A 21,418-nucleotide genomic window follows, 5' to 3' on the forward strand; every position below is an offset into this window, starting at 1 on the left:
GGTTACGAGACCGTAGGTTAAAGCGGCGGTAAGGCTCTGGCCAAGCCCGAACGGGCGAGTGGTGCTCACTCCGCGTGATCAGAGCGCGAAGGGGGTGTGTGCCGGGCCCGGCTCACACCCCCCGTTTTCCCGCGTCAGAGCCCGGCACGCACCTCCTCCGCCGTGGTGTCCCGCAGCTCGCCGTCGAGCAGCAGCCAGCGGGTGATGCCCAGCGATTCCAGGAACGGCACGTCGTGACTGGCCACGACGAGCGCCCCCTCGTACGCCGCCAGCGCCTCGGTCAGCCGCGCCACGCTCGCCATGTCGAGGCTGTTCGTCGGCTCGTCCAGCATCAGCAGCCGGGGCGCCGGCTCGGCCAGCAGCAGTGCGGCCAGCGCCGCCCGGAACCGCTCACCGCCCGACAGCGTCCCAACCGCCCGGTCCGCCCGCGCGCCCCGGAAGAGGAAGTGCGCGAGCTTCGCCCGGATGTGGTTGCCGGTGGCGTCCGGGGCGAACCGCGCCACGTTCTCCACCACGCTCAGCCCGTCGTCCAGCACATCGAGCCGCTGGGGCAGAAAGCGCAGCGGGACCTCGGTCACCGCCTCCCCGGACACCGGGGCCAGCTCACCGGCGAGCGTACGCAGCAGCGTGGTCTTGCCCGCTCCGTTGCGCCCCACCAGCGCGATGCGCTCCGGGCCGCGCACCTCGTACCGGCCCCGCACCCGTGCCCCGTACGCGAGTTCCAGATCGCGCAGCACCAGCACGCCCCGGCCCGGATGGACCCGGGTGTGCGGCAGCTCGACCCGGATCTCGTCGTCGTCGCGGACCAGTCCGACGGCGTCGTCCAGGCGCTCCTTCGCCTCGGCCAGCCGCTCCGCGTGCATGATCCGGTGCTTGCCCGCGGACTCCTGCGCGGCACGCTTGCGCGCCCCCATGACGACCTTGGGCTCGCGCTTCTGCTCGTACATCTTCTGCCCGTACCGCTTGCGCCGGGCCAGTTTCACCTGGGCCTCGGCCAGTTCGCGCTTCTGCCGCTTCATGTCGGCCTCGGCGACGCGCACCATGCGCTCGGCCGCCTCCTGTTCGACGGCCAGCGCCTCCTCGTAGGCGGAGAGGTTGCCGCCGTACCAGGTGACGGTCGAGTCCCGCAGGTCGGCGATCCGGTCGACCCGGTCCAGGAGTTCCCGGTCGTGGCTGACGACGACGAGCACCCCCTGCCAGGCGTCGACCGCCGCGTACAGCCGCTGCCTGGCGTACACGTCCAGGTTGTTCGTCGGCTCGTCGAGCAGCAGTACGTCGGGCCGGGCCAGCAGCAGCGCGGCCAGCCGCAGCATCACGCACTCGCCGCCCGACATCTCGCCGATCGTCCGGTCGAGCCCGATGTGGCCGAGGGCCAGCCCGTCCAGGGTGGCCCGGGCCCGCTCCTCGACGTCCCAGTCGTCGCCGACGGCGGCGAAGTGCTCCTCGCCGACGTCACCGGACTCGATGGCGTGCAGCGCCGCGCGGACCGCGTCGATCCCGAGCGCGGCGTCGACGCGCAACTCCGTGTCCAGGACCAGGTTCTGCGGCAGATGGCCCACGTCGCCGGACACGCTGATCCGGCCCTCGGTGGGTTCGAGTTCCCCGGCGAGCAGCCGGAGCAGGGTCGATTTGCCGGCCCCGTTGAGGCCGACGAGCCCCGTGCGGCCGGGGCCCACGGACAGATTCAGGCCGTCCAGGGCCCGGGCGCCGTCGGGCCAGACGAGGGAGAGGGCGGAGCAGGTGAGGTGGGCGGTGGGGGTTGACATGAGGAGTCTCCCGGTTGCGAGGAAGGACAGGGCAACGGGACGAGACACCGGCCACTGGCGTTCGACGCGTTCCGGGGGGAATTCCGGGATCGCGGAGGGAAGGCCCTGGTCGCGGAGGACGGCTCGGAGAGCTGAGGTCGCACTCGGGCGCGCGGACACGGCACAGGCCGGTCATGGCACGCGACACGGTGTCTCGGGACCTCAGACCTTCAACGGCCTGCTCCAATCGGCGACGACAAGGACACCGGGAACGTTACGCGGGGCCGTAGGAGGGAGCAATCGAATTAACGGCCCCCGCGCGCGGGCGGGTCGCGGACTCAGCGGGGACCGAACAGCTCGGTCAGACTCCGGTCCAGGTCCAGGAAGCGGTGCTCGTGGCCGCGGGGCACCAGATCCTCGGCCCGCCGCAGGAACCGCCGCAGGTCCGCGGTGCGCACATGCACCATGGCGATGCCCTCGGCCGCGTGGAACTCCAGCACCGTACGGTCGTAGCCGAACGGCCTGACCCGTACGTCCCCGAGCCCCGACGGGACCTCCATCCCGGCGGCGAGCAGGTCCCGGGAGAACTGCCAGGACACCTCCCTCCCTTCCAGCGTCGCCGGCGCCGGGAACGCCATGCGCACGGCGAAGGGGTCCGCCCAGTCGTAGCTCAGGACGGCGGGCAGCGTCTCCATCCGCGGCGCGGACGCCACCATGCGGGCCTGTACGGACTCTTCGATGACCGTGGACACGAACCTGCTCCCTCTCGCGACCGGACGAACGGTTCCCGGCACCCGTGGAGACGACGGAAGCCGCCGATCCGTGCACCGGGAGACGGCGTGAGCTGTGTCACCGCACACCGCTGCCTGTTCACGTGCCCCGTAACGGGCGCGGCACCCGTCAGAGCCGCCGGCGGTACGGGGCGAGCGCCTCCGAGGTCTTGGTGGCGATGAACTCGGTGATCCGGTACGCGCAGACGCCCTCGACCACGAACGGGTCGGTCGCCGCCAGCCGTTCGATCGCCGCCCGGTCGTCCCCGACCGCGAGGATCACCCCGCCGTCCCGGGGGTTCTTGCGCCCGGAGGCGATGAACACCCCGGCCTGGTACTGCTGGTCGAGCCAGGCGACGTGCGCGCTGAGCGCCGCGTCGACGCGGTCCAGCGGGGCGGTGTAGGACAGCTCGAGTACGAACATGCGCTCAGATTACCGGCAGGCGCGGCCCGTAGTGTGGGGGGACCATGACAGCGCTTCAGATGCCTTCCGACGCCGCCGGGGCCCGTGCCCTCCAGGACGCCCTGCGCGGCCGGGTGATCCTCGACGAGCCGGGACCGCCGCCGGGGACCGGCCGGGTGACCGGGGTCGACGTCGCCTATGACGACGACCGGGACACCGTGGCGGCGGCGGCCGTCGTGCTCGACGCCGCGACGCTGGAGGTGGTGGAGGAGGCGACCGCGGTCGGCCGGGTCAGCTTCCCGTACGTCCCGGGGCTGCTGGCCTTCCGCGAGATCCCGACCGTCCTGGCCGCCCTGGAGAACCTGCGCGCCGACCCCGGGCTCGTCGTCTGCGACGGGTACGGCAGGGCCCACCCCCGCCGCTTCGGCCTCGCGAGCCACCTCGGCGTCCTGACCGGGCTCCCGGTCATCGGAGTCGCCAAGAACCCGTTCACCTTCAGCTACGAACCGCCCGGCCCGGCGCGCGGGGACCAGTCGCCGCTGCTGGACGGGGCGGAGGAGGTCGGCCGGGCCCTGCGCACCCGGGCCGGCACCAAGCCGGTCTACGTCTCGGTCGGGCACCGCACCGGTCTGGACAACGCCGTCGCGCACACCCTCGCGCTCGCCCGGGACTTCCGGCAGCCGGAGACGACGCGCAGGGCGGACGCCCTCTGCCGCAGGGCCCTGCGCGAGGCCGCCGGCTGAAGCTCAGCGCTCCGCCGCCACCCGGAAGCCCAGCCCCGCCGCGACCAGCCGGTCCAGCAGCGCGTCGCCCATCGCGACGGCCGTCGTGACCTGCCCCGAGGTGGCCGGGAGCTCGTCCAGCGCCAGGCACAGCGCGGACTCCGCGAGGATCTTCGCCGTCTCGTCGTACCCCGGATCGCCGCCCGACACCTCCGTGAACACCCGCCGCCCGCCGCCCTCGCCGACGAAGCGCACCGTGAACCAGCTGCGCCGCCTGCGCTCCTCGTCCGGGCCCGTGCCGGCCTCGTAACGCCCCATCAGCCACTCCCGCGCGGCCGGCACCTGCGCGGCGCCGACGAGCACGCCGAGCGCGGCGGTGCCGCCGAGGGCCACCGGGAGGCGCTTCACCGAGGCGTAGTGGCGGTAGCGGAAGTCGGGGCCGTAGCGCGGCAGCGCCCTCGCCGAGCGGGCGATGATCCGCGCGTCGAGCGTCGGCAGCGGAAGCGCCCAGGTGCCGGTCTCCGGGCTGAAGCGGGGGCGGCCCAGCGGAGCGTGGACGCGGCGGCCGGCCGGCCGGGGTTCGTGCAGCCGGCGCTCCTTCGCGGCGCGCGCCGTCTGCGGGCCCCGGCCCAGCGCGGTGAGCGCCGAGGCGAACGTACCGCCGGAGAAGACGGCGTTGCTGCGGACGAAGCCGTCGACGCGCAGCGGCACGTCCTCGGGCAGCCGCCGGACCGTGAAGTAGGCGCCGAGGTCGTGCGGCACCGAGTCGAAGCCGCAGGCGTGCACGATCCGGGCGCCGGTCTCGCGGGCCCGGACGTCGTGCGCCACGTACATCCGGTCCACGAACTCCGGCTCGCCCGTCAGGTCCGCGTAGTCCGTCCCCGCCTCCGCGCAGGCGGCGACCAGCCGCTCCCCGTACCAGACGTAGGGGCCGACGGTGGTGGCCACCACGTGCGTGGACTCCGCCAGCGCGCGCAGCGAACCGGCGTCGGCCGCGTCCGCCTGGATGACCGGCAGGTCCGCGCAGCGCGGATCGAGGGCGGTCAGCCGGGTGCGCAGCTTCTCCAGCTTGGCGCGGTCGCGTCCGGAGAGGGCCCAGCGGCAGCCGTCGGGGGCGTGCCGGGCCAGATACTCGGCGGTGAGCGCGCCCACGAAGCCGGTGGCGCCGAAGAGGACCACGTCATGGGGGCGCGCGGGCCCGTTCTGCCTGTTCACGAAAGCCTCCACGGGGGACGGCGCCGGACGGAGCGAGCAGAGGTTAGCGCGGACGCCGTGGCGGTGTGCGGGCGGGAGGGGGTCATGGGGGAACATCCATGAGTATCCGCGAGAAGAACTAAGCGCTTGCTCGGCCCAGGGGGTTGTGCGGAGCGCGGCACATTCTTAGCATCATCGATGTTACATCAGTTGTGTCATACCGCTGGGGGCTCGATGGCGACGACAGGGAACGGCCCGCACGGCCCGCTCGGCGGCCTGCGGGTGGTGGAGCTCGCCGGCATCGGACCCGGCCCGTTCGCCGCGATGCTCCTGGCCGATCTGGGCGCGGACGTGGTGCGGGTCGACCGCCCGGGCGGCGCCGGACTCGGCATCGACCCGGCCCGCGACCTCACCAACCGCAACAAGCGTTCGGTGCTCGTCGACCTCAAGGCCCCGGACGGCCCGGCCACCGTCCTGGAGCTGGCCGCCCGCGCCGACGTCCTCATCGAGGGCTACCGGCCGGGCGTCGCGGAACGCCTCGGCGTCGGCCCCGACGCCTGCCTGGCCCGCAATCCGAAACTGGTCTACGGGCGGATGACGGGCTGGGGCCAGGACGGGCCGCTCGCCGAGCGCGCCGGACACGACATCGCGTACATCGCGCTCACCGGCACCCTCTCCATGATCGGCCGGCCGGACGAGCCGCCCACCGTCCCCGCCAACCTGCTCGGCGACTACGCGGGCGGCTCGCTCTACCTCGTCGTCGGCATCCTCGCCGCCCTCCAGCACGCCCGGACGCCCGGTGGCACCGGACAGGTGGTCGACGCGGCGATCGTGGACGGCGCCGCCCATCTCGCCACGATGATCCACGGCATGCTCGCGGCCGGCGGCTGGCAGGACCGGCGCGGCAGCAACCTGCTGGACGGCGGCTGCCCGTTCTACGGCTCGTACGAGACCGCCGACGGGCAGTACATGGCGGTGGGCCCGCTGGAGCAGCGGTTCTACGAGGAGTTCGTCACGCTCCTGGGCATCGCGGACACCGTCCCGGACCGCGACGACCTGTCCCGCTGGGACGAGCTGCGCGCCGCCGTCGCGGACCGGTTCCGCACCCGCAGCCGCGCCGAGTGGACCGAGGTCTTCGACGGGTCCGACGCCTGTGTGGCGCCGGTCCTCTCGCTCGGCGAGGCCCCGCACCACCCCCATCTCGCCGCCCGCGCCACCTTCGTGGAGCACGGCGGACTCACCCAGCCCGCCCCCGCGCCCCGTTTCTCGGCCACGCCCACGTCCGTGCGCACCGCCCCAGCCCTGCCGGGCGCGGACACCGAAGCCGTCGCCGCCGACTGGGACGTGCCCGGCCTGCGGACCACTCGGAAGGACACCCCCTGATGCAGCGGCAGATCTTCACCGAAGAGCACGACGCGTTCCGCGAGACCGTGCGCGCCTTCCTCGCCAAGGAGGTCCTTCCGCACTACGAGCAGTGGGAGAAGGACGGCATCGTCTCCCGCGAGGCGTGGCGCGCCGCCGGCCGGCAGGGCCTCCTCGGCCTCGCGGTGCCGGAGGAGTACGGCGGCGGCGGCACCACCGACTTCCGCTACAGCGCGGTCCTGGCCGAGGAGTTCACCCGGGCCGGCACGCCCGGTCTCGCGCTCGGGCTGCACAACGACATCATCGGCCCGTACCTCACCGGCCTCGCCACCGACGAGCAGAAGCGGCGCTGGCTGCCGGGCTTCTGCAGCGGCGAGACCATCACCGCCATCGCCATGACCGAACCCGGCGCCGGCTCCGACCTCCAGGGCATCCGCACCACCGCCGAGGACAAGGGCGACCACTGGCTGCTCAACGGTTCCAAGACCTTCATCTCCAACGGCATCCTGGCCGACCTGGTGGTCGTCGTCGCGAAGACCACCCCGGAGGGCGGCGCGAAGGGCCTCTCACTGATCGTGGTGGAGCGCGGCGCGGAGGGCTTCGAGCGGGGCCGCAACCTCGACAAGATCGGCCAGAAGTCCCAGGACACCGCCGAGCTGTTCTTCCACGACGTGCGCGTCCCGAAGGAGAACCTGCTCGGTGAGCGCGACGGCGCCTTCATCCACCTGATGACCAACCTCGCCCAGGAGCGCATGGGCATAGCCGTCGCCGGGATCGCCGCCGCCGAACACCTCCTGGAGATCACCACCGCGTACGTCAAGGAGCGCGAGGCGTTCGGCCGGCCGCTCGCGGGGCTCCAGCACATCCGCTTCGAGATCGCGGAGATGGCCACCGAGTGCGCCGTCACCCGGGCCTTCCTGGACCGGTGCATCGTGGACCACTCCGACGGGACCCTCGACGCCGTGCACGCCTCGATGGCGAAGTGGTGGGCGACCGAGCTGCAGAAGCGCGTCGCCGACCGGTGCCTCCAACTCCACGGCGGCTACGGCTACATGGCGGAGTACCCGGTGGCCCGGGCGTTCACCGACGGCCGTATCCAGACCATCTACGGCGGCACGACGGAGATCATGAAGGAGATCATCGGCCGCTCGCTGCTCGCCTGACCCGGCTCCCGCACCACGCCCGCGCCACCACCCTCGAAAGGCAGCTGTCTTGAGTACCGAAGCATTCGTCTACGACGCGATCCGCACCCCGCGCGGCCGCGGCAAGGCCAACGGAGCCCTGCACGGCACCAAGCCCATCGACCTCGTCGTCGGCCTGATCCACGAGATCCGAAGCCGCTTCCCCGGCCTCGACCCGGCCGCCGTCGACGACATCGTCCTCGGCGTCGTCAGCCCGCTCGGCGACCAGGGCTCCGACATCGCCCGGATCGCCGCCATCGCGGCCGGACTGCCCGACACCGTCGCCGGCGTCCAGGAGAACCGCTTCTGCGCCTCGGGCCTCGAAGCCGTCAACCTGGCCGCCGCGAAGGTGCGTTCGGGCTGGGAGGACCTGATCCTCGCGGGTGGCGTCGAGTCGATGTCCCGCGTGCCGATGGGCTCCGACGGCGGCGCCTGGGCGATGGACCCGATGACCAACTTCGAGACCGGCTTCGCCCCGCAGGGCATCGGCGCCGACCTCATCGCCACCATCGAGGGCTTCTCCCGCCGCGACGTGGACGAGTACGCCGCGCTCTCCCAGGAGCGGGCCGCCGAGGCGTGGAAGGAGAACCGCTTCGCGCGGTCCGTCGTCCCCGTGAAGGACCGCAACGGCCTCGTCGTCCTCGACCACGACGAGCACATGCGCCCCGGCACCACCGCCGACTCGCTCGCCGCGCTCAAGCCGTCCTTCGCGACGATCGGCGAGATGGGCGGATTCGACGCGGTGGCGCTCCAGAAGTACCACTGGGTCGAGAAGATCGACCACGTCCACCACGCGGGCAACTCCTCCGGCATCGTGGACGGCGCCTCCCTCGTCGCCATCGGCAACCGGGAGATCGGCGAGCGCCACGGACTCACCCCGCGCGCCCGTATCGTCTCCGCCGCCGTCTCCGGCTCGGAGCCGACCATCATGCTCACCGGGCCCGCCCCCGCCACCCGCAAGGCGCTGGCCAAGGCCGGGCTGACCATCGACGACATCGACCTCATCGAGATCAACGAGGCCTTCGCCGGGGTCGTCCTGCGGTTCGTCCGGGACATGGGCGTCTCCCTCGACAAGGTCAACGTCAACGGCGGCGCCATCGCGCTCGGCCACCCGCTGGGCGCCACCGGCGCCATGATCCTCGGCACCCTCATCGACGAACTGGAGCGCCGGGACGAGCGCTACGGCCTGGCCACCCTGTGCGTGGGCGGCGGCATGGGCATCGCCACCGTCGTCGAGCGTCTCTGACCGTCCCCTTCCTACGGAGAAGACAAACCCATGACCGAGAGCACGACCATCCGCTGGGAACAGGACGAGACCGGCGTCGTCACCCTCGTACTGGACGACCCCAGCCAGTCCGCCAACACGATGAACCAGGCGTTCAAGGACTCCATCGCGGCCGTCGCCGACCGCGCCGAGGCCGAGCAGGACTCCATCCGGGGCATCATCTACACCTCCGCCAAGAAGACCTTCTTCGCCGGCGGCGACCTCAAGGAAATGATCAGGATCGGTCCCGAGGACGCCCAGCTCGCGTTCGACACCGGCACCGCCATCAAGAACTCGCTGCGCCGCATCGAGACGCTCGGCAAGCCCGTCGTCGCCGCCATCAACGGCGCGGCCCTCGGCGGCGGTTACGAGATCGCGCTCGCGGCCCACCACCGCATCGCCCTCGACGCGCCCGGCTCCCGCATCGGCCTCCCCGAGGTCACCCTCGGCCTCCTCCCGGCGGGCGGCGGCGTCACCCGCACCGTACGCCTCATGGGCATCGCGGACGCCCTGCTCAAGGTCCTCCTCCAGGGCACCCAGTACACCCCGCGCCGCGCGCTGGAGAACGGCCTCGTCCACGAGGTCGCCGCCACGCCCGAGGAGATGCTGGAGAAGGCCCGCGCCTTCATCGACGCCCACCCCGAGTCCCGGCAGCCCTGGGACGTCAAGGGCTACAAGATCCCCGGCGGCATCCCGTCGCACCCGAAGTTCGCCGCGAACCTGCCGGCGTTCCCGTCCAACCTGAAGAAGCAGATCGCGGGCGCGCCCATGCCGGCGCCGCGCAACATCCTCGCCGCCGCCGTCGAGGGCTCCCAGGTCGACTTCGAGACGGCCCTCACCATCGAGGCCCGGTACTTCACCGAGCTGGTCACCGGCCAGGTCTCCAAGAACATGATCCAGGCCTTCTTCTTCGACCTCCAGGCCGTCAACTCGGGCGCCAGCCGCCCCAAGGACATCGAGGAGCGCCACGTCCGCAAGGTCGCCGTCCTCGGCGCCGGCATGATGGGCGCGGGCATCGCGTACTCCTGTGCCAGGGCCGGGATCGACGTCGTCCTCAAGGACGTGTCCGCCGAGGCCGCCGCCAAGGGCAAGGCGTACAGCGAGAAGCTGCTCGACAAGGCGCTGTCCCGGGGCCGTACCACCGAGGCGAAGCGCGACGAGCTGCTGGCCCGGATCACGCCGACCGCCGATGTGGCCGACCTCGCGGGCTGCGACGCGGTCATCGAGGCCGTGTTCGAGGACACCGCCCTCAAGCACCAGGTGTTCCAGGAGATCCAGGACGTCATCGAGCCCGACGCGCTGCTCTGCTCCAACACCTCCACCCTCCCGATCACCGTGCTCGCCGAAGGCGTCTCGCGCCCCGTCGACTTCATCGGGCTGCACTTCTTCTCACCGGTCGACAAGATGCCGCTGGTCGAGATCATCAAGGGCGAGAAGACCGGCGACGAGGCGCTGGCCCGCGCGTTCGACCTGGTCCGCCGGATCAGGAAGACCCCGATCGTCGTCAACGACTCGCGCGGCTTCTTCACCTCGCGCGTCATCGGCCAGTTCATCAACGAGGGTGTCGCCATGGTCGGCGAGGGCGTCGAGCCCGCCTCCGTCGAGCAGGCCGCCGCGCAGGCCGGCTACCCGGCCAAGGTGCTCTCCCTGATGGACGAGCTGACCCTCACCCTGCCGCGCAAGATCCGCGACGAGACCCGCAGGGCCGTCGAGGAGGCGGGCGGCAGCTGGCCCGGCCACCCGGCGGACGCGGTGATCGACCGGATGGTCGACGAGTTCGGCCGCACCGGCCGCAGCGGCGGCGCGGGCTTCTACGAGTACGACGAGAGCGGCAAGCGCACCCGTCTGTGGCCGGGCCTGCGCGAGCACTTCGGGGGCCGCTCCCCGGACGGGCACAGCACGAAGCCCGGGACGGACATCCCGTTCACCGACATGCAGGAACGCATGCTCTTCTCCGAGGCTCTGGACAGCGTCCGCTGCCTGGAGGAGAACGTCCTGATCACCGTCGCCGACGCCAACATCGGTTCCATCATGGGCATCGGCTTCCCGCCGTGGACCGGCGGCGTGCTCCAGTACATCAACGGTTACGAGGGCGGCCTGCCCGGCTTCGTGGCCCGCGCCCGGGAACTCGCCGAGCGCTACGGGGACCGCTTCCTGCCGCCCGCGCTGCTGGTGGAGAAGGCGGAGAAGGGCGAGACCTTCCACGACTGAGCCGATGCGGGCCGTGTTCACTCCGCGGTGAACGCGGCCCGCAGCTCCTCCTTCAGCGACCGCTGGAAGGCGGTCACCAGGGCCTGGAGCACCATCGGCTGCATGTGCGCGGACAGCGACTTCATCGCCTTGACGTGCTCGGGGTCCGCCTCCCGCTCCCGGTACGGGTTCCACACCTCGTCCCTGAAGAGCCGGGTCAGCTCCTGCGCGGCGGACCGGGTGTGCTCCATCAGGACCGTACGGGCGGCCAGGATCGTCTCGTGCGCGATCGGCACGTCGAGCAGCTCCACCCCGAGCCGGAGCAGCCCCGGGTCGAGCCGGAAGACCCCGTCCCCGGGCGCGGACCGCTCCAGCACCCCCATCGCGGCCAGCCGGTCGAGGTCCTGGTCGCTGAGCGGCCGGCCCGCCCGGCGTTCCAGCTCCGCCCGCGAGGCGTCCTCCGGCGCGTCCGGCGCCCAGGAGGCGACCAGCGCCCGGTGGATGGCCAGGTCGTGGGCGCTCAGATCGGGCGGCAGCTGCTCCAGGTACCGTTCGATCGCGGCGAGCGTCATGCCCTGGTGCTGAAGCTCCTCGATGAGCGCCAGCCGTGACAGGTGGCCGTGCCCGTAGTGCCCGACCCGGCGCGGCCCGATCACCGGCGGCGGCAGCAGCCCCCGGGTGCTGTAGAACCGCACCGTCCGCACGGTCACCCCGGCGCGGGCCGCCAGTTCGTCGACGGTGAGCTTCGGCTCCTCGGCCTCGGTCGCCATGTCCGCTCCTCGTGTCCGGTGCTGCGCCCCACTCGGTGCAACAGTATTGCTGTCTCACCACCGATGTGAAAGTGGCGGCGGCCCACTGTCAGTGCCGCCGCCTAGCCTGGACGGATGTCCGAGATCATGTACGTACGGGGGGACGCGACCGCTCCGCAGGGCAAGGGCGTCAAGGTGATCGTGCACGTCTGCAACGATCTCGGCGGCTGGGGCAAGGGCTTCGTCCTGGCCCTCTCGCGGCGCTGGCCCGAGCCCGAGGCCGCGTACCGCGGCTGGCACCGGGAGCGCGCCCGGAACGACTTCGGTCTGGGCGCGGTGCAGTTCGTCCAGGTCACTCCCGTCGTCTGGGTGGCGAACGTGGTGGGGCAGCACGGGATGCGCCGGGGCAGCAAGGGTGTTCCGGTGCGCTACGAGGCCATCGACACGGGGCTCGCCGCCGTGGCCGACCGGGCGCTGGAGCTCGGCGCCTCGGTGCACATGCCCCGGATCGGCTGCGGCCTCGCGGGCGGCACGTGGTCCCGGATCGAGCCGCTGATCGAAGGCCGGCTGACCGCCCGGGGCCTGCCCGTGACCGTGTACGACTTCGGCTGAGCGCCGGATACGCTGGCCGCCGTCGGCCGGGCGGTGGTCAGGGGAGGGTCAGTGACGGATGCCGGGGCGGGGAGCGGAACGAGCGGTCGGCGCGCCGAAGGGCGGCCGGGCGAGCCACCGGAGGCGGCCCTGCTGACCCTGCTCGGCCTGGGGCCGGACGAGGACGCGGTCTACCGCCTGCTCGTGGACCGGCCGGAGAGCGATGCGGAGATCCTGGCCCAGCACCTGGACGGCCTCCCCGTGCAGAGCGTCCTCGACTCCCTCGTCGAGCGCGGGCTCGCAGGCGCGGACCGCCCCGAGCCCGGCGGGCCCGTGCGCTACCGGGCGGCTCCGCCGGTGCTCGCCCTCGGGCCGCTCCTGGAGTCCCGCCGCTCCGCGCTGCACCGGGTCGAGTCGCTGGTCGGGGACCTCTCCGAACGGCACCGCTCGGCCCAGATGTACGGCGCCGGCGCCCCGGTGGAGGTGCTTTCGGGGCCGGCGGCCGTACGCCGGCGCCTGGTGACCATGCAGCGTCAGGCCAGGAGCGAGGTCTGCACGTTCGTGCCCGCCCGGCACATGCCCGCCCTCCTCAGCTTCGAGGACAACCACGAAGAGGCGGACGCGGAGATGATGCGCCGGGGGGTGACCGTGCGCAGCGTCGTGGAGCGCGCGTGGCTCGAACATCCGGCGACCGCGGCCCTGATGGACGCGTGTCTCGCCCTGGGGCAGCAGATCTCCGTCACGGACCGGCTGCCGACCAAACTCGTCATCGTGGACCGCCGCGTCGCCCTGCTGCCCCTCGACCCGGACCGGGAGAGCGACCCGGTGGCGCTCGTCGTCCACCGGACCGGTCTGCTGACCGCGCTGGTCTCGCTCTTCGAGGCCCACTTCGAGAAGGGGCGGCTCCTCCTCCCGCCGGGGGCCGGCACGGACGCCAAGTCCCCGCTCGCGGCGACCGACCGGCAGATCCTGGCCCTGCTCCACGTCGGTCTCACCGACGCCGCCATCGCCCGCCAGCTCGGGATGGGCCACCGGACCGTGCAACGCCGGCTGCACACGCTGATGGACGAGGTCGGCGCGGCCACGCGCTTCCAGCTCGGCTGGCACGCCGCCCGGGCCGGATGGCTGCCCGAGACATCGGACAACCCGGCCGCACAGCCGCATTCCTGAGGCGCAAATGCGCCACGGCGCCTTCGCGCCAGGTCCACCCCCTGTTCACCCGGCGCCCCATGACGAACGATCAGCACGTCAACGTCCGGGCCGCCACCCACACGGCTCGGACGCAGGTGTGCGATGGGGAGGTCCAGTGAGACGAACGAGCGCGTTGCGGATGCTGGCGGCCGGGGTGGTCGCCACCGCCACCGGCGCGGCGCTGATGGCCGCGCCGGCCTGGGCGGACGACACCGACACGGCACGGCCGGCCGGCCCGGCGGGCGTCGCGCCCGCGATGACCCGGGGCCTGGACAAGGCGCCCCGGCAAGGCACCCCGGCCGAGGCCGCCCGGGCCCATCTGAAGGCCCACCAGGACACGTACAAGGTCCCCGTGTCCGATCTGCGCACGGTCAGGACCACCAAGGACGGCAAGCAGTCCTCCGTACGTTTCCAGCAGAAGCACGAGGGCGTCCCGGTCTTCGGCGCCGAGTACGCGGTGCAGACGCAGGCGGCCGACGGCGGTCAGCGGATCACCTCCGCGACCGGCACCCTCTACACGGACCTCACGGTTTCGACCACCGCCGAGGTGAGCGAGGCGACCGCCAGGCAGCGGATGTTCAGCCTGGACCGGCAGCTGTCCCGCGTCCGCGGCGCCAAGACGGAGTCCCACGGGCTGACCGTGCTGCCCGACGCCCACGGCGGCCGTCTGACCTGGCACTTCACCGTAACCGGCGGCCAGGACGACGGCAGCCCGGTACGGCAGGAGGTGTTCGTCGACGCACGGGTGGGCGGCATCGCGCTCTCGTACAACAACATCGACGCCGCCGACGCGGCCCCCGCGCGCGGGACGGGCGTCCGCGTGGACGGCACCGAGGCGCCGCTCGACATCAACAAGGAGGCGGACGGCTCCTACACGCTGGTCGACTCCACGCGCGACATGTACCCGAGCACCGGCGGCCAGATACGGACCTACGACGCCCAGCGCAAGCAGTACACCCTCGTCGCGGGCGGCCCGGTCACCGACGACATCCCGCTCGCCACCTCCGGGAGCACCCGCTTCGACGGCGCGAACACCACCTCCGGCGCGGTGGACGCCCACCTCAACGCCGTGAAGGTCTACGAGTACTACAAGGAGCGGATCGGCCGGGACGGCGTCGACGGCAAGGGCGGCACCATCACCTCCGTCGTCAACGTCGCCGCCAACGGAGGCGACTACGCCAACGCCTTCTGGGACGGCTCCAAGATGGTCTACGGCCACATGGACGGCGTACCGCTCTCGGTCGGCCTGGACGTCGTCGGCCACGAGATGACCCACGGCGTCACCGAGCACTCCGCGGGCCTCGTCTACCTCAACCAGTCCGGCGCGCTCAACGAGGCGATATCCGACTACTTCGGCAACGCCATGGAGACCGCCGACAAGGGCGTCGCGATGAGCGATCCGGCGTCCGGCCTCATCGGCGAGTACCTCTGCAACGGCACCAAGCCGCTGGAGGACTGCGCCCTGCGCGACCTGAACGACGGGCGCGACGCGCAGAAGGACTACCAGCCCATCCCGCTCGACATCGACAACGGCGGGGTGCACTACAACTCCACCATCGTCGGCGGCGCGCTGTGGGACATGCGCAAGAACCTCGACCCCGGCCTCGCCGACCGGATCGTCTACCGCTCCGCGCAGAACTACCTCACCCCGCTGTCCGGCTTCACCGACATGCGCAACGCGGTCACCCTGGCCGCCAGGTCCCTGAACGCCTCCGAGCACGACCTGGCCGTCATCGCCGACGCCTTCGACGCCCACGGCATCGAGCAGGGCTGGGAACACAAGGGCGGCACGCACGACGGGACGACCATCGGCGCGAACGTCCTGCCCGCCTACGAGGTGTACAGCGGCGTCGACGAGCAGGCCGCCCAGATCAACGGGGACGTCTACGCCATCAGCCACGGTGACGCCGTCGCCTGGGACCAGGGCGGCGCCGCGTTCGGCATCACCGTCGGCCGCTTCGGCAAGAAGCCCCGCCACGAGCTGGCCGAGAAGGACGCCTACCTGCTGGACCCGTCCCTGGACGACGACCGCATCGTCTTCACCCGGATCACGGCGGACGGCGTCGGCGTCTACCGCACCGGCGCCAAGGGGCAGGGCGCGATCAAGAAGCTGGTCGACCGCCCCGACGCGGACGAGACCGAGCCGGTGACCGACGACGGAGCGCTCGCCTACATCAGCACCACCGCCGACGGTGAGCAGGACGTCATGCTGCAGACGCCCGACGGCCGCACCCGCAATCTGACCCCGGAGGCCGGCACGCGCGCCGCCCGGCTCGCCATGAAGAACGGCCACGTCGCCTGGGCGGGCGGTGACGGCGACACCCTGTACCTGTACGACGCCGCCACCGGCACCACGCAGAACCTGCGGATTCCCGGCTGGCTGTTCAACTACGTCTCGGACATCCAGTTCACCTCCGACCGGGTCTTCTGGCGGGAGACGGGCGGCTTCCTGATCCCGAGCACCACCTTCCGGTCCGCCCCGCTCGACGACCTGTCCGCCGCGGTGAAGCCGGCGTACCCGCAGAGCACCGCCATGGCCCAGTTCTCGGTCAACGACGACTACTTCGCCTACTCGACGTACGACCTGTGGGGTGCCCTCGGCTCCTGGACCGGCCCGGGCAAGGTCTACGTCTCGACCATGGCCGACCTGCTCGCCGGCTCGGACAGCTTCCGCCGGGTCTCCTGCTCCTCCGGCGCCCAGCTGGCCCCGTCCCTCGGCACGGGCCAGCGCGTCGCCTGGCTGGACACCAGCGCGGCGGCCACCGACGTGGTCACGCGCGGCTCCTTCGCCGGAACCTGCGACTAGCCGGCGCCGCATCGACGAGGCGCCCGCCGTGCGTACGGCGGGCGCCTCGCCGCGCTGGTACGGCGGTACGGAACATGTCACTCTGTTCCGGCTCCCGCGTGGGCGGTGAGCCGGCGGAGCGGGGAGGGCTCATGGCGGTGCGAGGCAGGGAGGAGGCGGGGCCCGGCGTGCCCGACGCGCTGGAGGAGCAGATCCTCGACGCGGCGCGCGAGCAGTTCATGACCTTCGGGCTGCGCCGCTCCACCGTGGACGACGTGGCCAAGCGCGCCGGAGTCTCGCGGGTGACGGTGTACCGGCGGATCGGCAGCAAGGACAGCCTGGTGTCCGCGTGCCTGCTGCGCGAGTACCGCAGGTTCGTGGAGGAGGTGGACGAGGCCGTCGCCGCCCTGCCCACCCCCGAGGACCGGCTGGTCGAGGGCTTCGCCGCGGTCCTGCGGCACATCCGCGAACACCCGCTCATCGGCGGGCTGCTGCGCCTGGAGCCGGAGACCATGCTGCCGTTCCTCACCGTGGGGAGCGGCCCCGCCTTCCTCGCGATCCGCGGCTACCTGGCGGGCAGGCTGCGCGAGGTCCGTCGCCTGGAGGGCGGCCCGGAGACCGACCCGACCCCCGTGGCCGAGCTCATGGTCCGGATCACCGTGTCCTTTCTCCTCAACCCGGTCAGCTGCTTCGAACTGGACGACGACGCCCAGGTCCGCGACTTCGCCCGCCGCTGCCTGGTCCCCCTGCTCGCCGCCTGAGGGCGGGCTCCCGCGCGCCCCCTGACCCCGACCGGGCGCCTCAGCCGCTCTGCGGGCCCGGCCGGAAGGCGGCCGCGTCCGGCAGCGGGCGCAGCGGCCGGCCGTGCGCCCAGTGCGGCCCGAGGTCGTCCAGCCGCCAGCCGAAGGGGTACGAGCGCGGCTGCGGGCGGGACGGGAAGCGGCGGGGCCTGGCCGGCATCCGGCGTACGCACCGCGCCCGCAGCCGCAGCGCCGCCGACGCCGAGGCCCGCACCCACCGGGGCTGCGGCCGGAAGCCCAGCGCCCTCAGCAGCGGCTCATCGAGCACCGCAAGCGCGAACCGGACGACGAGCGGCCGCAGCGGGCGCGGGTACCAGCTCGCCATCACCCGGAACGTGGCACTGGCCACCCGCCGGTTCGCCGGGTCGTACGCGAACATCCGCTCCTCGTACGCGTCGAGCAGCCGTTCGAAGTCCTCGTATGTGCCGGGCACGTCCTCGATGCCCATCATCGCCCCGGTCCTCCGCCCCGCCTCCGCCAGCGCCCGGACCTCCTGCGCGCACAGCGGGCGCCAGCCGTACCGGTCGATCCAGCGCTTCGGCCCGACGACCGTCGTCGCCAGGACGTAGCGGAAGTCGTCGTTCTCGATGCGGTACCTGCCGTGGATGCGGTTCAGATGCCGGGCCGCCGCCCGCCCCCGCTCCGAGTCGAAGCCGTCGACGGCCATCTCGTACGCGATCAGCACCGTGTCGTCGTACCGCTTCTGCCCGTTGCGCTCGAACTCCTGGGTGCGGTCGAGGAGCGCGGAGATCCGGGGGACACCGTAATCACGCAGGAACGCCACGCTGACGCCCTGCCGGTAGTCCCACGGGAACTCGTACTGGGAGATCAGCCGGAGGATCTCGGCGTAGTCCCGCGACGGATCCATCCGGCGGATCTCCCGCAGGCGGCTGTACCGGCCCATGGTGCGCCCTCCTGTCCGTGTCCCGGCGTCAACGCGCTTTTCCCGGAGCGATGTGACGGCACGTCTGTTCCGGAGAATCAAAGTTACAAATACTATCGACTTGTTTCATCGATGCCGTCAACACCACCGCCGGGAGCCCCGCATGAGCAGCAGCCACGACCCCGTGCCGCCCCCGCCCGGCGGTGTGCTGTGGAGCCTGTCCGGCGATGTGCGCGCCCTGCTGATGCTGCCCGCCGCCCTCACCCTCCAGGTCGCCCACCCCGCCGTCGGCGCGGGCGTGGACGAGCACTCCGTGTTCCGCACGGACCCCTGGGGGCGCGGCGAGCGCTCCCTCAGCTCGCTCCAGCTCTGGGTGTACGGAGGCGAGGAGGCCGCCGAGGAGGGGCGCAGGCTCCGCCGGCTGCACCGCACGATCCAGGGCACCGACACCCGGGGCCGCCCCTACCACGCCCTGACCCCGGCGAACTACGCCTGGGTGCACGCCACCGGCTACCCCGTCTACCGGCACGGCGCCCGCTACCTGCTGCGCCCGCTCAGCCCCGAGCAGGAGCGCGCCCTGTACGCGGAATGGCTCCAGGTGGGCCGGGTGCTCGGCATCCACGACCGGGACATGCCGCAGACGACCGAGGAGTTCTGGCCGTACTACCGCGCCATGCTGGCCGACGAGATCGAGAGGACCCCCGTCGTCGCGGAACTCGTCGCCGCCGGCACCGCCGTCCCGCCGCCGGACCGGGGGCCGTGGGCGCTGCGGCTGCTGCTCAGGGCGCTGTGGCCGGTGCTGCTCCCGCCGCTCGCCCGGTTCCGCTCCTTCCTGACCGTCGGGCTGATGCCGCCCGACGCCCGCGAGGCCATCGGGCTGGAGTGGACCGAGGCGCAGGAACGCGCCCTGCGGAGGTTCTGCGCGGTGGTCCGGCTCGTCGTCCCCGTCCTGCCGGAGCGCCTGCGCTACCTGCCCCGGGCCCGCCGGGCGCGCGCGGCGCACCGGGCGGCGCGCGGGGGCGGGCTCAGGCCGAGGCGCGGCGGACCAGCCGCGTCGGCGTGATCACCGACTCCGGCCCCGCATTCCCGTCCTCCAGCCGCTCCATCAGCAGCCGGACCATCAACCGCCCCATGCCCACCACGTCCTGACGGACCGTCGTCAGCGGCGGGTCCGTCGCCTCGGCGACCGACTCCATGTCGTCGAAGCCCACCAGCGCCACGTCCTGCGGCACCCGCCGCCCCCGCTCCCGCAGCACCCGCAGCGCGCCCGACGCCATCAGGTCGTTCGCCGCGAACACCGCGTCCACGTCCGGCCGCCGCTCCAGCAGCCCGGCCATGGCCCGGGCGCCGCCCTCCACCGTGAAATCGCCGTCCGCGAGCAGCGCCGGGTCGGCGTCCGGCAGGATGTCCGCGTAGCCGTCGATCCGGTCGAGCGCCGAGGTCTGGTCGCGCGGGCCCGCGATGTGCGCGATGTGCCGGCGGCCGAGGCCGGCGAGATGCCGTACGGCCTCCCGGGCCCCGCCCCGGTTGTCGCAGTCCACGAAGGGCACCGCGTCGGTGGGCGCGCCCGGCCGCCCGGGCCTGCCGCCGTAGACGGCCGGGACCCGGAAACGCCTGATGGCGGCGGGGAGTTCGTCGTCGGTGTGCAGCGAGAAGGCGAGCACCCCGTCGACATGGCCCCCGCCCAGATAGCGGGTGACCCGCTCGAAGTCGCCCCGGCCCTCCACCAGCAGCAGCACCAACTGCGCGTCGTGCGCGTTCAGTTCCCGGCTGATGCCCCGGATGTGCTGGGAGAAGAACGGGTCGGAGAAGATCCGCACCTCGGGCTCGTCGATGATCACGGCCACCGCCCCGTTGCGCCGGGTCACCAGGGTCCGTGCCGCGTGGTTGGGGATGTAGCCCAGCTCCTCGACCGCCTTGCGCACCTGGTCCACGAGCGGCTGCCGGACGCCCGCGCCCCCGTTCACCACCCGGGACGCCGTGGCCCGGGAGACTCCGGCGCGGGCCGCCACCGCTTCCAGCGTGGGACGCGTGTGGAGGGGGGCATCGGGGGACGGACCGGGCAAGGGACGCTCCTTCGTGGCACCTCGGGACCGGCCGGCCGGCCGGCCCCGCCAGCCTAGGGCCTGCCGCCCCGGCCGGGCCCGGACCGGGACCCGTCGGGGCGGAGCCGGCTGCCCGGTTCCGGAAATCCCCGGTGCACGGGTCTACCGACCGCGACGGCACCGCAGTACCTTCCGCCCATGCCGATCGCGCCGACGGCCGGGGGACGGCGGCTGCCCCGGCGCGGCCGTGCCCGCGATCTCGCCCTGGCGGTCGCCACCGCAGCCCTGGCCGTACCCCTGCTGACCGTCCCCTCGGACGCCGCCCGCGCCACCGCGCCCCGCACCGGCTTCGAGGTTTCCGGCGGAGCGCGCTGGACCCGGCAGTCCGAGGAGGCGTCCTTCCTCGCGGACCTGGCCCGGCGCGGCGACCGGGTCTCCGTGCGGCGGATCGGCACCACCGCCCGGGGCCGCCCCCTGCGCCTCGTCCGGATCGGCAGCGCCGACCCCGACGCGCTCACCGTGCTCCTGGTCTGCGGCCAGCACGGCGACGAACCCGCCGCGCGCGAGGCGTGCCTGAGCACGGTCCGGGACCTCGCATACGCCACCGACGCCCGCACCCGCGCCCTCCTCGCCCGGACGGAGGTCCTGGTCGTGCCCACCGCCAACCCCGACGGCCTCGCGGCAGGGACCCGGGCCAACGGCGACGGCGTGGACATCAACCGGGACCACCTCGCCCTGCGCAGCGCGGAGGCCCGTGCCGTCGCCGCCGTACTCCGCGACCACGCGCCGGATGTGATCGAGGACGTGCACGAGTACGCCGCCACCGCGCCGTACTACGACAAGGACCTGCTCGTCCTCTGGCCGCGCAACCCCAACACCGACGAACGGCTGCACGACGAGGCGCGGGCCCTGGCCCTGGACCGGGTGCGTCCCGCCGCCGAGAGGGCCGGCTTCGGCACCGGTCTCTACGGCGTCTGGACCGACCCGGCCACGGGCCGGCCGGTCAGGCGGACCGCCGGTGACGGTCAGGAGCGCATCCTGCGCAACCTCGCCGGCCTCACCCACGCGGTCGGACTGCTGGCCGAATCCCGTAGGGACGCGCTCTCCGCCGAGGAGCGCGCCGACCCCGCCGTCGCCGCCCGCCGCCGCGTGGGCTCGCAACTGGTGGTCCTGGAGACGCTCTTCCGGTACGCGGACGAGCGGCGCGCGAGCATCGCCGCCGCCACCGCCGCCTCCCGCGCGGCCGGGGCCGAAGACCGGAGCCCCGTGTTCCTCGGGGGCTCGGACGACGAGGCCGCGTCGCCGGGCGACACCCTCGGCGACCCGCCCTGCGGCTACCGCCTCACGGAGGAGCAGTTCGCGGGCGTCCGGGACGAACTCGCGCTGCACGCCGTCACCTCCCGTCCCGACGGCGACGGGGTCTACGTACCCCTGCGCCAGCCGGCCCGCAAGCTGATCCCGCTCCTGCTGGACGGACGGGCCTCCCATCACCTCACAAGCGGGCAACCCGATACCGCTTGTTGATCCCGAAAGATGCGCTTTG

The 21,418-nt window shown here is 72.9% G+C and carries 18 protein-coding genes; 11 read left to right on the forward strand and 7 right to left on the reverse strand.

Annotation, left to right across the window (positions count from 1 at the left end):
- Nucleotides 1-134 precede the first annotated feature (134 nt).
- From FKN01_RS12010 to FKN01_RS12020, 3 genes are all read right to left on the reverse strand, one after another.
- Nucleotides 135-1,766 (reverse strand): ABC-F family ATP-binding cassette domain-containing protein, encoded by a 1,632-nt coding sequence (locus FKN01_RS12010; RefSeq protein ID WP_143619431.1) that lies wholly within the window; start codon nucleotides 1,764-1,766, stop codon nucleotides 135-137.
- A 317-nt stretch (nucleotides 1,767-2,083) separates the two neighbouring features.
- Nucleotides 2,084-2,497, reverse strand: a complete 414-nt coding sequence (locus FKN01_RS12015) for an SsgA family sporulation/cell division regulator (RefSeq protein ID WP_143619433.1) — start codon at nucleotides 2,495-2,497, stop codon at nucleotides 2,084-2,086.
- A 148-nt stretch (nucleotides 2,498-2,645) separates the two neighbouring features.
- Nucleotides 2,646-2,939, reverse strand: coding sequence for a YciI family protein (locus FKN01_RS12020; protein ID WP_143619435.1), 294 nt, complete (start codon nucleotides 2,937-2,939; stop codon nucleotides 2,646-2,648).
- 59 nt (nucleotides 2,940-2,998) lie between these two features.
- Between FKN01_RS12020 and FKN01_RS12025 the strand changes: the two genes are divergently transcribed.
- On the forward strand, nucleotides 2,999-3,661 hold the full coding sequence (locus FKN01_RS12025; RefSeq protein ID WP_143619437.1) for an endonuclease V: 663 nt from the start codon (nucleotides 2,999-3,001) through the stop codon (nucleotides 3,659-3,661).
- 3 nt (nucleotides 3,662-3,664) lie between these two features.
- Here FKN01_RS12025 and FKN01_RS12030 read toward each other — a convergent pair whose 3' ends face one another.
- Nucleotides 3,665-4,855: a trans-acting enoyl reductase family protein gene (locus tag FKN01_RS12030; protein WP_143619439.1), complete on the reverse strand. Its 1,191-nt coding sequence runs from the start codon at nucleotides 4,853-4,855 to the stop codon at nucleotides 3,665-3,667.
- A 213-nt stretch (nucleotides 4,856-5,068) separates the two neighbouring features.
- Between FKN01_RS12030 and FKN01_RS12035 the strand changes: the two genes are divergently transcribed.
- From FKN01_RS12035 to FKN01_RS12050, 4 genes are read left to right on the forward strand one after another with little or no spacing between them, the layout of a single operon-like run.
- On the forward strand, nucleotides 5,069-6,217 hold the full coding sequence (locus tag FKN01_RS12035) for a CaiB/BaiF CoA-transferase family protein (RefSeq protein ID WP_143619441.1): 1,149 nt from the start codon (nucleotides 5,069-5,071) through the stop codon (nucleotides 6,215-6,217).
- Nucleotides 6,217-7,359, forward strand: a complete 1,143-nt coding sequence (locus tag FKN01_RS12040) for an acyl-CoA dehydrogenase family protein (protein WP_143619443.1) — start codon at nucleotides 6,217-6,219, stop codon at nucleotides 7,357-7,359. Before FKN01_RS12035 ends, FKN01_RS12040 begins: the two co-directional genes overlap by 1 nt.
- Nucleotides 7,360-7,408: 49 nt before the next feature.
- Nucleotides 7,409-8,623, forward strand: a complete 1,215-nt coding sequence (locus FKN01_RS12045) for an acetyl-CoA C-acetyltransferase (RefSeq protein ID WP_143619445.1) — start codon at nucleotides 7,409-7,411, stop codon at nucleotides 8,621-8,623.
- A 30-nt stretch (nucleotides 8,624-8,653) separates the two neighbouring features.
- Complete coding sequence (locus FKN01_RS12050) at nucleotides 8,654-10,852, forward strand: 3-hydroxyacyl-CoA dehydrogenase NAD-binding domain-containing protein (RefSeq protein WP_143619447.1); 2,199 nt, start codon at nucleotides 8,654-8,656, stop codon at nucleotides 10,850-10,852.
- A gap of 17 nt (nucleotides 10,853-10,869) precedes the next feature.
- Here FKN01_RS12050 and FKN01_RS12055 read toward each other — a convergent pair whose 3' ends face one another.
- The gene (locus FKN01_RS12055) at nucleotides 10,870-11,601 is read right to left on the reverse strand and encodes a MerR family transcriptional regulator (protein ID WP_143619449.1); all 732 of its coding nucleotides are present in this window, start codon (nucleotides 11,599-11,601) and stop codon (nucleotides 10,870-10,872) included.
- A 114-nt stretch (nucleotides 11,602-11,715) separates the two neighbouring features.
- Between FKN01_RS12055 and FKN01_RS12060 the strand changes: the two genes are divergently transcribed.
- The 4 genes from FKN01_RS12060 to FKN01_RS12075 all read left to right on the forward strand — a co-directional run bounded on the left by FKN01_RS12060 (nucleotide 11,716) and on the right by FKN01_RS12075 (nucleotide 16,908).
- Entirely contained in the window at nucleotides 11,716-12,192 is a 477-nt protein-coding gene (locus tag FKN01_RS12060) for a macro domain-containing protein (RefSeq protein WP_143619451.1), read from the forward strand.
- Nucleotides 12,193-12,243: 51 nt separating this feature from the next.
- Nucleotides 12,244-13,341 (forward strand): LuxR family transcriptional regulator, encoded by a 1,098-nt coding sequence (locus FKN01_RS12065; RefSeq protein WP_143619453.1) that lies wholly within the window; start codon nucleotides 12,244-12,246, stop codon nucleotides 13,339-13,341.
- Nucleotides 13,342-13,477: 136 nt separating this feature from the next.
- Entirely contained in the window at nucleotides 13,478-16,168 is a 2,691-nt protein-coding gene (locus FKN01_RS12070; protein WP_185992817.1) for a M4 family metallopeptidase, read from the forward strand.
- Nucleotides 16,169-16,299: 131 nt separating this feature from the next.
- The gene (locus FKN01_RS12075; protein ID WP_143619458.1) at nucleotides 16,300-16,908 is read left to right on the forward strand and encodes a TetR/AcrR family transcriptional regulator; all 609 of its coding nucleotides are present in this window, start codon (nucleotides 16,300-16,302) and stop codon (nucleotides 16,906-16,908) included.
- Nucleotides 16,909-16,948: 40 nt separating this feature from the next.
- On the opposite strand, the gene FKN01_RS12080 is transcribed toward FKN01_RS12075, so the two are convergent.
- Nucleotides 16,949-17,851, reverse strand: coding sequence for an oxygenase MpaB family protein (locus FKN01_RS12080; protein WP_143619460.1), 903 nt, complete (start codon nucleotides 17,849-17,851; stop codon nucleotides 16,949-16,951).
- A 142-nt stretch (nucleotides 17,852-17,993) separates the two neighbouring features.
- Here FKN01_RS12080 and FKN01_RS12085 point away from each other — a divergent pair, with 142 nt between their 5' ends.
- Entirely contained in the window at nucleotides 17,994-18,893 is a 900-nt protein-coding gene (locus FKN01_RS12085; RefSeq protein ID WP_143619462.1) for an oxygenase MpaB family protein, read from the forward strand.
- Here FKN01_RS12085 and FKN01_RS12090 read toward each other — a convergent pair.
- The gene (locus FKN01_RS12090; protein ID WP_143619464.1) at nucleotides 18,856-19,896 is read right to left on the reverse strand and encodes a LacI family DNA-binding transcriptional regulator; all 1,041 of its coding nucleotides are present in this window, start codon (nucleotides 19,894-19,896) and stop codon (nucleotides 18,856-18,858) included. The genes FKN01_RS12085 and FKN01_RS12090 overlap by 38 nt on opposite strands.
- 177 nt (nucleotides 19,897-20,073) lie before the next feature.
- On the opposite strand from FKN01_RS12090, the gene FKN01_RS12095 reads away from it, so the two are divergent.
- Nucleotides 20,074-21,399, forward strand: coding sequence for a M14 family metallocarboxypeptidase (locus FKN01_RS12095; RefSeq protein ID WP_143619466.1), 1,326 nt, complete (start codon nucleotides 20,074-20,076; stop codon nucleotides 21,397-21,399).
- The last annotated feature ends 19 nt before the right edge of the window (nucleotides 21,400-21,418 follow it).

The sequence above is a fragment of the Streptomyces sp. 130 genome (assembly GCF_007096885.1).
GTDB lineage: Bacteria > Actinomycetota > Actinomycetes > Streptomycetales > Streptomycetaceae > Streptomyces.